Source organism: Halorhodospira sp. 9628 (assembly GCF_022228075.1).
GTDB lineage: Bacteria > Pseudomonadota > Gammaproteobacteria > Nitrococcales > Halorhodospiraceae > Halorhodospira > Halorhodospira halophila_A.
Genome location: NZ_JAJNRF010000005.1, coordinates 171,234 through 184,545, shown reverse-complemented (window position 1 = coordinate 184,545; position 13,312 = coordinate 171,234). Strand labels below are relative to the sequence as shown.

General features: G+C 68.6%; 13 protein-coding genes. 12 read left to right on the top strand and 1 reads right to left on the bottom strand.

Going from position 1 to position 13,312, the window contains the following annotated elements; genetic code table 11:
• Positions 1–4: 4 nt before the first annotated feature.
• The 12 genes from atpE to uvrD all read left to right on the top strand — a co-directional run bounded on the left by atpE (position 5) and on the right by uvrD (position 12,948).
• Positions 5–292 carry a F0F1 ATP synthase subunit C gene (gene atpE / locus LRG10_RS07395; protein WP_011815220.1) on the top strand — a complete coding sequence of 96 codons (288 nt, stop codon included), beginning with the start codon at positions 5–7 and terminating at the stop codon, positions 290–292.
• Between the two features lie 47 nt (positions 293–339).
• Positions 340–810 (top strand): F0F1 ATP synthase subunit B, encoded by a 471-nt coding sequence (locus LRG10_RS07390; RefSeq protein WP_201170247.1) that lies wholly within the window; start codon positions 340–342, stop codon positions 808–810.
• Positions 811–819: 9 nt separating this feature from the next.
• On the top strand, positions 820–1,356 hold the full coding sequence (locus LRG10_RS07385; protein WP_201170249.1) for a F0F1 ATP synthase subunit delta: 537 nt from the start codon (positions 820–822) through the stop codon (positions 1,354–1,356).
• A 12-nt stretch (positions 1,357–1,368) separates the two neighbouring features.
• Positions 1,369–2,910 carry a F0F1 ATP synthase subunit alpha gene (gene atpA / locus LRG10_RS07380; RefSeq protein WP_201170251.1) on the top strand — a complete coding sequence of 514 codons (1,542 nt, stop codon included), beginning with the start codon at positions 1,369–1,371 and terminating at the stop codon, positions 2,908–2,910.
• A 63-nt stretch (positions 2,911–2,973) separates the two neighbouring features.
• Positions 2,974–3,843 carry a F0F1 ATP synthase subunit gamma gene (gene atpG, locus LRG10_RS07375; RefSeq protein ID WP_011815216.1) on the top strand — a complete coding sequence of 290 codons (870 nt, stop codon included), beginning with the start codon at positions 2,974–2,976 and terminating at the stop codon, positions 3,841–3,843.
• A 64-nt stretch (positions 3,844–3,907) separates the two neighbouring features.
• On the top strand, positions 3,908–5,284 hold the full coding sequence (atpD, locus tag LRG10_RS07370) for a F0F1 ATP synthase subunit beta (protein WP_201170253.1): 1,377 nt from the start codon (positions 3,908–3,910) through the stop codon (positions 5,282–5,284).
• A 12-nt stretch (positions 5,285–5,296) separates the two neighbouring features.
• Complete coding sequence (locus LRG10_RS07365; protein ID WP_011815214.1) at positions 5,297–5,722, top strand: F0F1 ATP synthase subunit epsilon; 426 nt, start codon at positions 5,297–5,299, stop codon at positions 5,720–5,722.
• 20 nt (positions 5,723–5,742) lie between these two features.
• Positions 5,743–7,164 (top strand): bifunctional UDP-N-acetylglucosamine diphosphorylase/glucosamine-1-phosphate N-acetyltransferase GlmU, encoded by a 1,422-nt coding sequence (glmU, locus tag LRG10_RS07360; protein ID WP_238635054.1) that lies wholly within the window; start codon positions 5,743–5,745, stop codon positions 7,162–7,164.
• Positions 7,165–7,173: 9 nt separating this feature from the next.
• Complete coding sequence (locus LRG10_RS07355) at positions 7,174–8,001, top strand: universal stress protein (protein WP_238633377.1); 828 nt, start codon at positions 7,174–7,176, stop codon at positions 7,999–8,001.
• Between the two features lies 1 nt (position 8,002).
• Positions 8,003–9,835, top strand: coding sequence for a glutamine--fructose-6-phosphate transaminase (isomerizing) (gene glmS / locus LRG10_RS07350; protein WP_201170260.1), 1,833 nt, complete (start codon positions 8,003–8,005; stop codon positions 9,833–9,835).
• A gap of 13 nt (positions 9,836–9,848) precedes the next feature.
• A complete protein-coding gene (locus LRG10_RS07345) occupies positions 9,849–10,775 on the top strand; it encodes a LysR substrate-binding domain-containing protein (RefSeq protein ID WP_201170264.1) in 927 nt (308 codons plus the stop codon).
• 1 nt (position 10,776) lies between these two features.
• Complete coding sequence (gene uvrD, locus LRG10_RS07340) at positions 10,777–12,948, top strand: DNA helicase II (RefSeq protein WP_238635053.1); 2,172 nt, start codon at positions 10,777–10,779, stop codon at positions 12,946–12,948.
• Here uvrD and LRG10_RS07335 read toward each other — a convergent pair.
• Positions 12,938–13,303 (bottom strand): DUF2782 domain-containing protein, encoded by a 366-nt coding sequence (locus LRG10_RS07335; RefSeq protein ID WP_238635052.1) that lies wholly within the window; start codon positions 13,301–13,303, stop codon positions 12,938–12,940. The genes uvrD and LRG10_RS07335 overlap by 11 nt on opposite strands.
• Positions 13,304–13,312 lie beyond the last annotated feature (9 nt).

Below are 13,312 nucleotides of genomic sequence, written 5' to 3'. Positions count from 1 at the left end.
TCACATGGAACTCGCAGAGCTCATTGCTAACGTCCAGGGGCTGACCGCCCTGACCGTGGGCATCCTGATCGCCGGCGGCGCCATCGGCACCGGTATCGGCTTCGGCCTCCTCGGCGGCAAGTTCCTCGAGGGCGTCGCCCGTCAGCCCGAGATGGCCCCGATGCTGCAGGTTCGCATGTTCCTGGTCGCCGGCCTGCTCGACGCCGTCGCCATGATCGGCGTTGGTATCGCGCTGTTCTTCACCTTCGCCAACCCGTTCCTGGGTGCTGTCGAGGCCGCCGCCGGCGCGTAAACACACGCCGGCGCTTTTAAGCCGCCAGCTCGATCGGAGGTGAAACCGTGAACTTTGGTGCCACGTTCTGGGGGCCGATGATCAGCTTCGCGCTGTTCGTCTGGTTCACCATGAAATTCGTCTGGCCGCCGATCCAACAGGCGCTTGCCGACCGGCAGAAGCAGATTGCCGACGGCCTCGCCGCCGGTGAACGCGGCAAGGAGGAGCTGGAGAAGGCTCAGGCCGAGGTCGACGCCATGCTGCGGGACGCCCGCGAGCAGGCCAGCCAGATCATCAACCAGGCCAACAAGCGTCAGGCCGAGATGATCGAAGAGGCGCGGGCCGAGGCCCGCACCGAGGCCGACCGGATCCTGGCCTCCGCCCGTGAGGAGATCGATCAGGAGATCCAGCGGGCCCGCGAGGACCTGCGCAAGCAGGTCTCAACCATCGCCGTGCAGGCGAGCAGCCAGATCCTGAAGCGCGAGGTGGACGCCAAGGCGCACAAGGATCTGATCGACGATCTGGCGACGCAAATCTAGGGAGGCGCCATGGCCGAGCGCAGCACACTGGCCCGACCATACGCGCGCGCCGTCTTCGAGCTTGCCGGTGACGACGCGACCGAGCGCGAGGCTTGGTCGCGTCGGCTTGCGGCGGTGGCCGAGGTGGTGCAGGTGCCCCAGCTCGCCTCGCTGCTCACCCACCCGCGGATCAGTGCCGAGGAACTCGCCGGCACAGTCTGCGAGGCGGCAGGCGACATCGGGCAGGCCGGGAAGAATTTCGTCCGGCTGCTGGCGAGCAACCGGCGCCTGCAGTACGCGCCGGAGGTCGCCCGGGTCTACGAGCAGCTGCGTGCCGAGGCCGAGGGCATCGTCGATGTCGAGGTGCTTTCGGCGACCCAGCTCGAGGACGCGCAGCAAGAACGCCTGGCCGAAGCGCTCCGCAAGCGCCTCGGCCGAGAGGTGCGGCTGCAGACGCGGATCGACGAGTCCCTCATCGGGGGGGCGATTATCCGCGCTGGCGACACCACCATAGACGGCTCGGTGAAGGGCAAACTGGCCCGCCTCTCGAGTGCACTGGTTCATTGACGAGGTAGGACGATGCAAGTCAATCCATCGGAGATCAGCGAGCTCATCAAGCGTCGCATTGAGAACTTCGACGCGGCGGCTGAGGCCCGCAACGAAGGCACCGTCGTCAGTGTCGGCGACGGCATCTGCCGCATCCACGGCCTCGCCGACGTCATGTTCGGCGAGATGCTGGAGTTCCCTGACGACACCTTCGGCATGGCCCTGAACCTCGAGCGGGACTCCGTCGGTGCCGTCCTCCTCGGTGACTATCAGCACATCAAGGAGGGGGCCACCGTCAAGTGCACGGGCCGCATCCTCGAGGTGCCGGTCGGTGAGGCTATGCTCGGCCGTGTGGTCGACGCCCTGGGCCGCCCCTGCGACGGCAAGGGCCCGATCAAGACCGAGGCCAGCGAGCCCATCGAGAAGGTCGCTCCCGGCGTTATCACCCGTGAGGGCGTCGATCAGCCGGTGCAAACCGGCCTCAAGGCGATCGACTCCATGGTCCCGATCGGCCGGGGTCAGCGTGAGCTGATCATCGGCGACCGCCAGACCGGCAAGACCGCGGTGGCCGTCGACGCGATCATCAACCAGAAGGACAGCGGCATTAAGTGCATCTACGTCGCGGTCGGGCAGAAGAACTCGACGGTGGCCAACGTGGTGCGCAAGCTCGAGGAGCATGGCGCGATGGACAACACCATCGTCGTCAACGCCGGCGCCTCCGAGTCGGCCGCCATGCAGTACATCGCCCCCTACGCCGGCTGCGCCATGGGCGAGTACTTCCGTGACCGCGGCGAAGATGCGCTGATCATCTACGACGACCTGACTAAGCAGGCCTGGGCCTACCGCCAGGTCTCCCTGCTGCTGCGCCGGCCGCCGGGTCGTGAGGCGTACCCGGGTGACGTCTTCTACCTCCACTCCCGGCTACTCGAGCGCGCCTCGCGCATCAACGCCGAGGAAGTCGAGCGTCGCACCAATGGCGAGGTCAAGGGCCAGACGGGGTCGCTGACCGCGCTGCCCATCATCGAGACCCAAGCCGGCGACGTGTCCGCCTTCGTGCCGACGAACGTGATCTCGATCACCGACGGGCAGATCTACCTCGAGACGGACCTCTTCAACTCGGGCGTGCGGCCCGCGGTGAACGCCGGTCTGTCGGTCTCCCGCGTGGGTGGCTCGGCGCAGACGAAGATCATCAAGAAGCTCGGCGGCGGTGTCCGCCTGGCGCTGGCCCAGTACCGCGAGCTGGCGGCGTTCTCCCAGTTCGCCTCCGATCTGGACGAGACCACGCGCCAGCAGCTCGAGCGCGGCAAGCGCACCATGGAGCTGATGAAGCAGGGGCAGTACGAGCCGCAGTCGGTCGGTGAGATGGCCTTCGTGCTCTTCGCCGCCAACGAGGGTTATGTCGACGACGTCGAGAACGACCAGGTGGTTCGTTTCGAGAAGGCGCTGCTCGACTACCTGCGTGCCGAGCACGCCGAGCTGCTCCAGCGCATCACGGAGACCGGCGATTACAACGACGAGATCCACGCCGAGATGCAGAAGGCGATGGACGCGTTCAAGAAAAATCGCACGTGGTGAGCACGCGCTGCCGGGGAGCTGCACGCTCCCCGGCCGGCCCCTTAACGACACATAGGTGACGGCATGGCCGGGGCGAAAGAAGTAAAGACCAAGATCAAGAGCGTTCAGAACACGCAGAAGATCACAAGCGCGATGGAGATGGTCGCCGCATCGAAGATGCGGCGTGCCCAGGAGCGTATGGAGGCGACGCGGCCGTACGCCGAAAAAATCCGGCAGGTCATCGGCCACCTCGGCCACGCCAATCCGGATTACCGCCATCCGTTTCTGGTCGAGCGCGACGAGGTCAAGCGCGTCGGCTACATCGTCGTCTCCACCGACCGCGGTCTGTGCGGGGGTCTGAACGTCAACCTGTTCAAGGCGGCGATCAACGACCTCAAGGGCTGGCAGGAGCAGGGCGTCGGCGCCCAGGTCGTGCCCATCGGCGCCAAGGGCATCGGCTTCTTCGAGCGCACCGGGGTCGAGATCCCCGCCGAGGTCCGCGACATCGGCGACCGCCCGAAGCTCGAGCAGATGATCGGGCCGATCAAGGTCCTGCTCGACGCCTACGTGGACGGCACCATCGACCGGGTGAACCTGGTGAGCAACCAGTTCGTGAACACCATGACCCAGCGGCCGCAGGTCCAGCGGCTGATCCCGGTCGAGCCGGTTCGCGAGGAGGAAATGCTCGAGAACTGGGACTACATCTATGAGCCGGACGCTGCCTCGCTGCTGGATGATGTGCTGCGCCGCTACGTCGAGTCCCAGGTCTATCAGGGCGTGGTCGAGAACATCGCCTGCGAGATGGCAGCGCGAATGATCGCGATGAAGAGCGCCTCCGACAACGCCGCGGAGATCATCGACGACCTGCAGATCACGTACAACAAGGCCCGCCAGGCGGCGATCACGCAGGAGCTGACCGAGATCGTCTCGGGCGCCGAGGCCGTTTCGGGCTAATACCGATTTCCAATATCAACGGCGGGCCTGCGCGGCCCGCGAGAAGCTATCTGAGGGGATCCGAATGAGCGCTGGAAAGATCGTTCAGGTGATTGGTGCAGTGGTCGACGTGGAATTTCCGCGTGACCAGGTGCCGCAGATCTACGACGCCCTCGTGGTCGACGAGCGGGGCCTGACCCTCGAGGTCCAGCAGCAGCTGGGCGACGGCGTCGTCCGCACGATCGCCATGGGGTCCTCCGACGGCCTGACGCGCTCGGAGAAAGTCTCGAACACCGGCGGCCCGATCTCGGTGCCGGTCGGCCAGGGGACCCTGGGGCGCATCATGGACGTCCTCGGCGAGCCGGTGGACGAGGCCGGCGACGTGAAGACCGAGGAGCGCTGGCCGATCCACCGCAACGCGCCGACCTACGAGGACCAGTCCGGCGGCCAGGAGCTGCTTGAGACCGGGATCAAGGTCATCGACCTGCTGTGCCCGTTCGCCAAGGGTGGCAAGGTCGGCCTGTTTGGCGGCGCCGGCGTCGGCAAGACGGTCAACATGATGGAGCTGATCCGCAACATCGCGGTGGAGCACTCCGGTTACTCCGTCTTTGCTGGTGTCGGCGAGCGCACCCGCGAGGGCAACGACTTCTACCACGAGATGAAGGACTCCAACGTCCTCGACAAGGTCTCGCTGGTCTACGGCCAGATGAACGAGCCGCCGGGTAACCGCCTGCGCGTCGCGCTGACCGGCCTGACCATGGCCGAGTACTTCCGCGACGAGGGGCGTGACGTGCTGATGTTCATCGACAACATCTACCGTTACACCTTGGCCGGCCAGGAGGTCTCCGCGCTGCTCGGCCGCATGCCGTCGGCAGTCGGCTACCAGCCGACGCTGGCCGAGGAGATGGGCAAGCTCCAGGAGCGCATCACCTCCACCAAGACCGGTTCCATCACATCGGTGCAGGCGGTCTATGTTCCGGCCGACGACCTCACCGACCCGGCGCCGGCGACGACCTTTGCTCACCTGGACGCGACCATCGTGCTCTCGCGCCAGATTGCCGAGCTCGGTATCTACCCGGCGGTCGATCCGCTGGACTCCACCTCGCGCCAGCTCGACCCGCTGGTCATCGGCCAGGAGCACTACGACGTCGCCCGCGGGGTCCAGGGTGTCCTGCAGCGTTACAAGGAGCTCAAGGACATCATCGCGATCCTGGGCATGGACGAGCTTTCCGAGGAGGACAAGCTCACCGTCTCCCGGGCGCGGAAGATCCAGCGCTTCCTGTCCCAGCCGTTCTTCGTGGCGGAAGTGTTTACCGGCATGTCCGGTAAGTACGTCCCGCTGAAGGACACCGTCGCGTCCTTCAAGGCGATCATCGACGGCGAGTACGACCACCTGCCCGAGCAGGCGTTCTACATGGTCGGTACCGTCGAAGAGGCCGCCGAGAAGGCCAAGAACCTGTAATCCGGGGGTGCCATGAGCACGCTCCAAGTCGACATCGTAAGTGCTGAAGAGCAGCTGTACGCCGGCCAGGCGAGCATGGTCATTGCGCCGGCGGCCGAGGGTGACGTGGGTATCGCCCCGCGTCACGCCCCGCTGCTGACCCGGCTGCGTCCGGGTGAGCTGCGCATCACCCCGGAGGGCGACGAAGAGGAATTCTTCTTCTACGCTTCCGGGGGCCTGCTCGAGGTCCAGCCGCACAAGGTGACGGTACTCGCCGATACCGCAGTGCGTGCCCGTGACATCGACGAGGCCGCGGCCCTGGAGGCCAAGCGGCGGGCCGAGGAGAAGCTCCGCGAGCAGAAGGACGAGGTGGATTACAGCTCCGTCCAGGCGGAGCTTGCCGAAGCCATGGCGCAGCTGAGAACCCTCGAGAGCCTGCGCAAGCGGGCCAAGCGCTGACGCGAACGGAGGAACCGACCATGCGGGCACCTGTTGCCGTGGTCATACTGGCTGCGGGCAAGGGGACCCGCATGCGCTCGGCCCAGCCTAAGGTGCTGCAGCCGCTGGCTGGGCGCTCCCTGCTCTCCCACGTGCTCGATACGGCCCTCGCCTTGGGGCCGGAGCAGGTGCACGTGGTCTATGGTCACGGCGGCCAGGAGGTCGCCGCGGCGCACGCCGACTATCCGGTGCACTGGGTCGAGCAGCCCGAGCAGCTTGGCACCGGCCACGCGGTCGCCTGCGCCCTACCGCAGATCCCCGATGATCATCGGGTCTTGGTCCTCTACGGCGATGTCCCGCTGGTTACCCCGGCCACCCTCGAGCCGCTGGTGGACGGCCACGGCTTGGAGCTGCTGGCCGCCCGGGTGCCCGATCCCACCGGCTACGGGCGCGTGATCCGCGATGCAGCCGGGGGCGTGGTGGCGATCGTCGAGGAGAAGGACGCCGACCCGGGGCAGCGGGGCGTAGATGAAATCAATACCGGGCTTATTGCGGCTCCGGCCGCCGACCTGCGCCGCTGGATGGCAGCCCTGTCGGCGGACAACGCCCAGGGGGAGTACTACCTGACCGATGCGGTGGCCGCTGCTGTCGCGGACGGCGTCCCGGTGCTCGCCCGGTTCACTGCGGACCCCGGCGAGGCCAGCGGCATCAACGACCTTGTCCAGCTCGCGGAAGTCGAGCAGGCGTACCAGCGCCGCGAGGCCCGGCGGCTGCTGCGCGGAGGCCTGCGTCTGGTGGCCCCCGAGCGTTTCACTCTGCGCGGTCAAGTGCGCTTCGGCACCGACTGCGCCATCGACCCCGACTGTACCCTGGAAGGCGAGGTGGCGCTCGGCGACAACGTGCACATCGCCCAGGGCACCGTGCTCCGGGACTGCGTTGTCGAGGACGGGGCGCGCCTCGGCCCCTATACTGTCATCGAGCAGGCCCGGATCGGCCCCGGGTGCCGGATCGGCCCCTTCGCCCATCTCCGTCCCGGGACCGTGCTCGAGGAGGGCGCCCGGGTGGGGAATTTCGTCGAGACCAAGGCGGCTCGTCTGGGTCCCGGGGCCAAGGCCAATCACCTCACCTACGTCGGCGATGCTGAGGTCGGGGCCCGGGCCAATCTCGGCGCGGGGACCATCACGTGCAACTACGACGGTGCCCGCAAACACCGCACGCGGATCGGCGACGACGCCTTCATCGGCTCGGGAAGCCAGCTGGTCGCCCCGGTCCAGGTGGGTGACCGGGCGACCATCGGTGCCGGAACAACGTTGACCAGCGACGCGCCGGCCGACGCCCTGACCGTCGCGCGCAGCCGCGCCCGGACCATCCCCGGCTGGCAGCATCCCGGCTTGACGGGCCGTCGCGGACCTCCCGATGATAGCGATGCCACGCCGGCGTCCGACGGTGCCAAGGAAGAGTAAGGAGCGAGCATGTTCGACCACACAGTCGTTGCGGTGCACTTCGAGTCCCCCTACCAGCCCCTGCTCGATGCCATCGGTGAGCTGCACAAGTTCGGGGCGAAGCAGTTTACGCTGGTCGATGTCCTGCGCATCGATGACCCGGACGATCTCAGCGAGAGCCATCGCGCCGAGGCCCGTCGGCGTCTGGCCCAGAAGCAGTCAGACCTCCAGGCGGCCGGCTACCAGGTCGACATCCAGCAGCCGATCGGCTTCCCCGCGCCGGAGCTCGCCAAGATCGGCCGCGGCTACGGCGCGCAGCTGATCCTGCTCGGCTCGCGCGGCGAGGGGCTGCTGCGCGAGTTCTATCACGGCTCCACGGTCCTCGAACTCGCCCGGCAGACCGCGCTGCCGGTGCTCATGGAGCGCATCGCCCCGGACCCGAATACCTTCGGCCACGGCGAGACGTTCCAGCGGCCCATGCTGGCCACCGACTTCTCCAAAAAGGCTGCCGCGGCCCAGTCCCTGGCGCTGGATATCGGCGAGCACACCGGTGCGCTCACCGTGCTGCACGTCACCGACGAGGACACCCGGACCGAGGGCCAGGAGCGCCTGCAGCACTTTGCCGAGCAGGCCGAGGCGCGGGGCATCGAGGTCACGACCCGGCTGGAGACCGGGACCCCGTCGCGGGTGATCCGCAACGTCGCCGAGAAGGAGCGCAGCAGCATGGTCGTGGTGGGCAAGCGCGGTGACGGCCCCGGGCGTGACCTCGCCCTGGGCAGCACGGCGCAGCAGGTCTGCCGCAATTGCCCCTGTTCGGTGCTGCTCGTGCCCAACGAGCAGGGCATCTGGATTCGCTGATATGTGCGGAATCGTCGGTGCCTGCGCGCAGCGAGACGTGGCCCCGGTCCTGCTGGAAGGCCTGAGGCGTCTGGAGTACCGGGGGTACGACTCCGCCGGAATGGCTGTTATCGATCCCGACGGCCGTCTGTCACGGACCCGGGTCGCCGGCCGGGTCGATGACCTGGCCAGCGCACTCGAGCCCCGGCTGCCGGCCGGCGGCACCGGCATCGCCCACACGCGCTGGGCCACCCACGGTGTCCCCAACGACATCAACGCCCACCCGCACACCGCCGCCGGCGAGGTGGCCCTGGTCCACAACGGCATCATCGAGAATCACGAGCGGCTGCGCGAACAGCTGCTCGCCGCTGGTTACGAGTTTCAGTCGGAGACCGATACCGAGGTCGCGGTCACCCTTTTCGCCGACCGCCACACCCGCGGCGGCGTCGATCTGCTCGAGGCGGTACGGGGCGGGCTGCCGGAGCTCGAGGGCGCCTACGCCTTCGCTGTGGTCTCCGCCCGCGAGCCGGGACGGATGATCGCCTGCCGGCGCGGTAGCCCCCTGGTGATTGGTGTGGGTATCGGCGAGCACTTCGTCGCCTCGGACGTGGCGGCGCTGCTGCCGGTAACCCGTCAGTTCATCTTCCTCGAGGACGGCGATCTCGCCGACCTCTCGCGGGACGGTGTCACCATCTACGACGCCGAGGGGCGACCGGTCGAGCGACCGGTGCGCACCTCCGAGCTCAGTGCCGAGTCGGTGGAGCGGGGCGGCTACCGTCACTTCATGCTCAAGGAGATCCACGAGCAGCCGGCGGCGGTGGCCGAGACCCTGGAAGGCCGCCACGCGGACGGCCGCGTCCTCGAGGCGGCGTTCGGCCCCGGCGCCGAACAGCTCCTCGACCAGGCCGAGCGTCTGCAGATCGTCGCCTGCGGCACCTCGTACCACGCCGGGCTGATCGCCCGTTTCTGGGCCGAGACCTACGCTGGGCTGCCCTGCGATGTCGAGGTGGCCAGCGAATTCCGATATCGGGCCCACGCCGTCCCGCCGGGCACGTTGGTGGTGGTGATCTCTCAGTCCGGCGAGACCGCCGACGTACTCGCCGCGCTGCGCGAGTCGCGCCGGCTGGGTTACGGCGGGGTGATGGCCATCTGCAACGTCCCCGAGAGCTCGCTGGTGCGCGAGGCCGACCTGACCCTGCTGACCCGGGCCGGGCCCGAGATCGGCGTCGCCTCGACCAAGGCCTTCACCACCCAGCTGACCGCCCTGTTGCTGCTGGTCGGCGCCTTTGCCCGCCGCCGCGGCCGCCCGCAGGCCGAGCAGGAGTTGGTCCGGGCCGCGGTGCAGCTGCCCGGCGCCCTGGAGCGCGCCGTGGCCATCGAGCCCCAGGTGGCCGAGCTGGCCGAGCAGTTCGTCGACCGTGCCCACGCCCTCTTCCTGGGCCGTGGCGCTCACTACCCCGTGGCGCTGGAGGGCTCGCTCAAGCTCAAGGAGATCTCCTATATCCACGCCGAGGCGTACCCCGCCGGCGAACTCAAGCACGGCCCCCTGGCCCTGGTCGACGACGGCATGCCCGTGGTGGCGGTCGCCCCTCGGGACGATCTGCTCGACAAACTGCACTCGAACCTCCAGGAGGTTCGCGCCCGTGGCGGGCGTCTGTTCGTCTTCGCCGACGACGCCGCCGCCCTGCGCTCCGCGCGTGGTTTCCACGTCCTCCCAGTGCCTGCCGGCCCAGAGGCCATCTCGCCGGTGATCCACACTGTCCCGCTGCAGTTGCTCGCCTACCACGTGGCGGTCCTGCGGGGCACCGACGTGGACAAGCCGCGCAACCTGGCCAAGTCGGTCACCGTCGAATGACAGGACCCGTTGTATGAACCTGCGCGACCTCCGCTATCTGGTCGCCGTGGCCGAGCACCGGCATTTTGGGCGAGCGGCGCGTGCCTGCTACGTCAGCCAGCCGACGCTCTCCACGCAGCTCAAGAAGCTCGAGGAGTACCTGGAAGTCCAGCTGGTCGAGCGCAATCGCCGGCGGGTGCTGCTCACGCCGCTGGGTGAGCGGCTGGCGGAGCGGGCCCGCGGGATCCTCAGCGCCGTCGACGACATGGTCGAGGTGGCCCGTGCCCAGGCCGAGCCGATGACCGGTGATGTCCGCCTGGGGGTGATCCCCACCGTCGGACCGTACCTGCTGCCCCACGTCATCCCGGATCTGGCGCAGACCTTTCCCCGCCTGCGCCTGCACCTGCGCGAGGACCTGACGCAGCGGCTGCTCGATCAGCTGCGTGCCGGCAGCCTCGACGGTGCCATCCTTGCATCGCCGATCGGCGGTGACGACCTGGTCTCGGCGCCACTGTGTCACGAGCCGTTCTACCTGGCCGTGCCCCGTGGCCACGCGCTGGACCATCCGGAACCGGTCCACACCAGCGATCTGCAGCAGACCGAGCTGATGCTCCTGGAGGAGGGGCACTGCCTGCGCGAACAGGCCCTGGAGCTGTGCCGGCGCAACGACGTCGGCGAGGCGGCGGCTTTCCGTGCCACCAGCCTCGAGACCCTGCGCCAGATGGTGGCCGCCGGGGTCGGGGTCACCCTGCTGCCGGCCCTGGCGGCAGGCGCCTCCCGCCACGGGCCGGACCGCGGCGCCATCAGCCTCCGGCCATTCGCTGAGCCTGTACCCAGCCGCGACCTGGCTCTCTACTGGCGGGCCGGGACCGCCCGAGAACCCACTTTCCGGGAGCTGGTCGAACGCATGTGCACCGCCCCTGTCCTTCAGGATCCTACCGAGACCCTGCCTGCTGCCTGATATGCCGATCGATGGCCTGACCACAGACCTCAATGACGCCCAGCGCGAGGCCGTCTGCCTGCCCCCGGGACGAGCCCTGGTGCTCGCCGGCGCCGGCAGCGGCAAGACACGCGTGCTCACCCGGCGCGCCGCCTACCTCGTGCAGGCCGAGGGCGCCTCGCCGTTCTCGATCCTGGCGGTCACGTTCACCAACAAGGCCGCCGGCGAGATGCGCGGCCGCATCGGCGAGCTGCTGGGTATCGCCACCGCCGGCATGTGGGTGGGCACCTTTCACGGCATCGCTCACCGGCTGCTGCGCCAGCACACCCAGCGTGCGGGGTTGCCCGAGGGCTTCCAGATCCTCGACGCCGACGATCAGCTACGGGTGGTCAAACGGGTCCTGCGCGCCCGCGGCACCGACGACTCCCGTTTTCCGCCCCGCCAGGTGCGCGGCTTTATCAGCGGCCGCAAGGAGGAGGGCGAGCGTCCCGCCGACGTGACCGAGGCCGCCGGCGACTATCAGCAAGAGCTGCTGGCGATCTATCACGACTACGAGCAAGCGTGCCGGCGGGGCGGGTTGGTGGACTTCTCCGAGCTGCTACTGCGCGCCTACGAACTGTTGCGCGACGACCCCGAACTGCTCGGTCACTACCAACGTCGTTTCGAGCATATCCTCGTCGATGAGTTCCAGGACACCAACGCCCTGCAATACCGGTGGCTGAAGCTGCTCGCCGGCGCCCGGGCCGAGCTGTTCGTCGTCGGCGATGACGACCAGTCCATCTACGGCTGGCGGGGCGCGCGGGTGGAAAACATCGAGCACTTCCGGCGCGAGATGGGGGATGTTCGGGTCGTGCGCCTGGAGCAGAACTACCGCTCCACCGGCACCATTCTGGACGCGGCCAACCGCCTGATCGAGCACAATGCCGGCCGGCTCGGCAAGCAGTTGTGGACCGACGGGGGCAGCGGCGAGCCCATCACCCTGTACGCCGCCTTCAACGAGATCGACGAGGCGCGTTGGGTGGTGGACCGGATCCGCCAGCTTATCGAAGAGGGCGGTCACGGCCACGCCGACTTCGCCATCCTCTACCGCTCCAACGCCCAGTCCCGCGCCCTGGAGCACGAGCTGCACGCCGCTCGTCTGCCGTTTCGCGTCTACGGTGGGTTGCGCTTTTTCGAGCGCGCTGAGGTCAAGGACGCCCTGGCCTATCTGCGTCTGGTGGCCAATCGCCACGATGACGCCAGCTTCGAGCGTGTGGTGAACACCCCACCCCGGGGCATCGGTGCCAAGACCGTCGACGCTGTCCGCTATGCCGCCCGGGAGGGCGATGTCTCGATGTGGCGCGCCGCCCGCGAGCTGGCGGGCGGGCGGGCCCTGGCGGCCCGGGCGCGCAACGCCCTGTCCGAGTTCCTGGCGTTCATCGATACCCTGGATCAGGAACTCGCCCACCGGCCGGTGCACGAGCAGGTGGAGCAGGCCATCACTCGCGCCGAGCTGCGCCGCTACCACGAACGCGACGAGGCCCGCCTGGAGAACCTCGACGAGCTGGTGACCGCGGCGCGCACCTTCGCCCAGCGCGATGACCAAGAGGAGGACCAGGACCCGCTGGCGGCCTTCCTGAGCCACGCCGCCCTGGAGGCGGGCGAGGGGCAGGCCGACGACTGGGAGCACTCCGTGCAGCTGATGACCCTGCACTCGGCCAAGGGGCTGGAGTTCCCCGTGGTCTTCCTGGTGGGCCTGGAGGAAGGGCTGTTCCCGCACCGCATGTCCGTCGAGGAGCCCGGCCGGCTTGAGGAGGAGCGCCGGCTGTGCTACGTGGGCATGACCCGGGCCCGCCAGCGGTTGATCCTGACCCACGCCGAGAAGCGTCGCCTGCACGGGGTTGACCAGTTGGCCCGGCCGTCGCGCTTTCTCACCGAGCTGCCCGGAGAGGGTCTGGAGGAGGTGCGCCCGCGCATGTCGGTGCGCCGGGGGCCGCCGCCGGCCACCGCCCCAAGCGGACCCTCGCTGCCGGGGGACCAACCGCCGGCGGGGTTGAGCTTGGGCAGCCGGGTGCGTCACCCGCGCTTTGGCGACGGCATCCTGCTCCAGTGCGAGGGCAGTGGCCCGAATGCCCGCCTGCAGGTCCGTTTCGACGAGGCCGGCACCAAGTGGTTGATCGCCGACCGGGCCGGCCTGGAGCCGGCTACCAGCTAAACAGCCGCCACAGCGGCGTGCGCGGTGGCTCGAGCGGGTCGTGCTCACCGCCGCTGCCGTCAAGTACGCCGTCTCCGGTGGTGTCGTAGAGCAGGTAAGGTGGGCCGACCGCCGGTTGGATGCGTACCGCGTAAATCTGCCCCGCGATGCGGTACTCCTCGATGACCGCCCAGTCGCGCTCGACGATGGTCACCGTCGGCTCGAGATCCGGTTCGTCGCGGATCAGCCCCTCGGGTGGGGGAGGCGGGGTCACCGTGATCCGTTCATCGGCCTCGAAGCCGCCGGCGGTGGTGGCCACCAGCATCCCCGCCAGGACCAGCCCCCCGGCACCCCGCGCACCCCGACTGCTGCTCATGGCCACCCT

Excerpts from the sequence above, each read along its gene's own strand:
- atpE (WP_011815220.1), top strand. The coding sequence starts at position 5 with ATGGAACTCGCAGAGCTCATTGCTAACGTCCAGGGGCTGACCGCCCTG.
- LRG10_RS07385 (WP_201170249.1), top strand. The coding sequence starts at position 820 with ATGGCCGAGCGCAGCACACTGGCCCGACCATACGCGCGCGCCGTCTTC.
- atpA (WP_201170251.1), top strand. The coding sequence starts at position 1,369 with ATGCAAGTCAATCCATCGGAGATCAGCGAGCTCATCAAGCGTCGCATT.
- atpG (WP_011815216.1), top strand. The coding sequence starts at position 2,974 with ATGGCCGGGGCGAAAGAAGTAAAGACCAAGATCAAGAGCGTTCAGAAC.
- atpD (WP_201170253.1), top strand. The coding sequence starts at position 3,908 with ATGAGCGCTGGAAAGATCGTTCAGGTGATTGGTGCAGTGGTCGACGTG.
- LRG10_RS07365 (WP_011815214.1), top strand. The coding sequence starts at position 5,297 with ATGAGCACGCTCCAAGTCGACATCGTAAGTGCTGAAGAGCAGCTGTAC.
- glmU (WP_238635054.1), top strand. The coding sequence starts at position 5,743 with ATGCGGGCACCTGTTGCCGTGGTCATACTGGCTGCGGGCAAGGGGACC.
- LRG10_RS07355 (WP_238633377.1), top strand. The coding sequence starts at position 7,174 with ATGTTCGACCACACAGTCGTTGCGGTGCACTTCGAGTCCCCCTACCAG.
- glmS (WP_201170260.1), top strand. The coding sequence starts at position 8,003 with ATGTGCGGAATCGTCGGTGCCTGCGCGCAGCGAGACGTGGCCCCGGTC.
- LRG10_RS07345 (WP_201170264.1), top strand. The coding sequence starts at position 9,849 with ATGAACCTGCGCGACCTCCGCTATCTGGTCGCCGTGGCCGAGCACCGG.
- uvrD (WP_238635053.1), top strand. The coding sequence starts at position 10,777 with ATGCCGATCGATGGCCTGACCACAGACCTCAATGACGCCCAGCGCGAG.
- LRG10_RS07335 (WP_238635052.1), bottom strand. The coding sequence starts at position 13,303 with ATGAGCAGCAGTCGGGGTGCGCGGGGTGCCGGGGGGCTGGTCCTGGCG.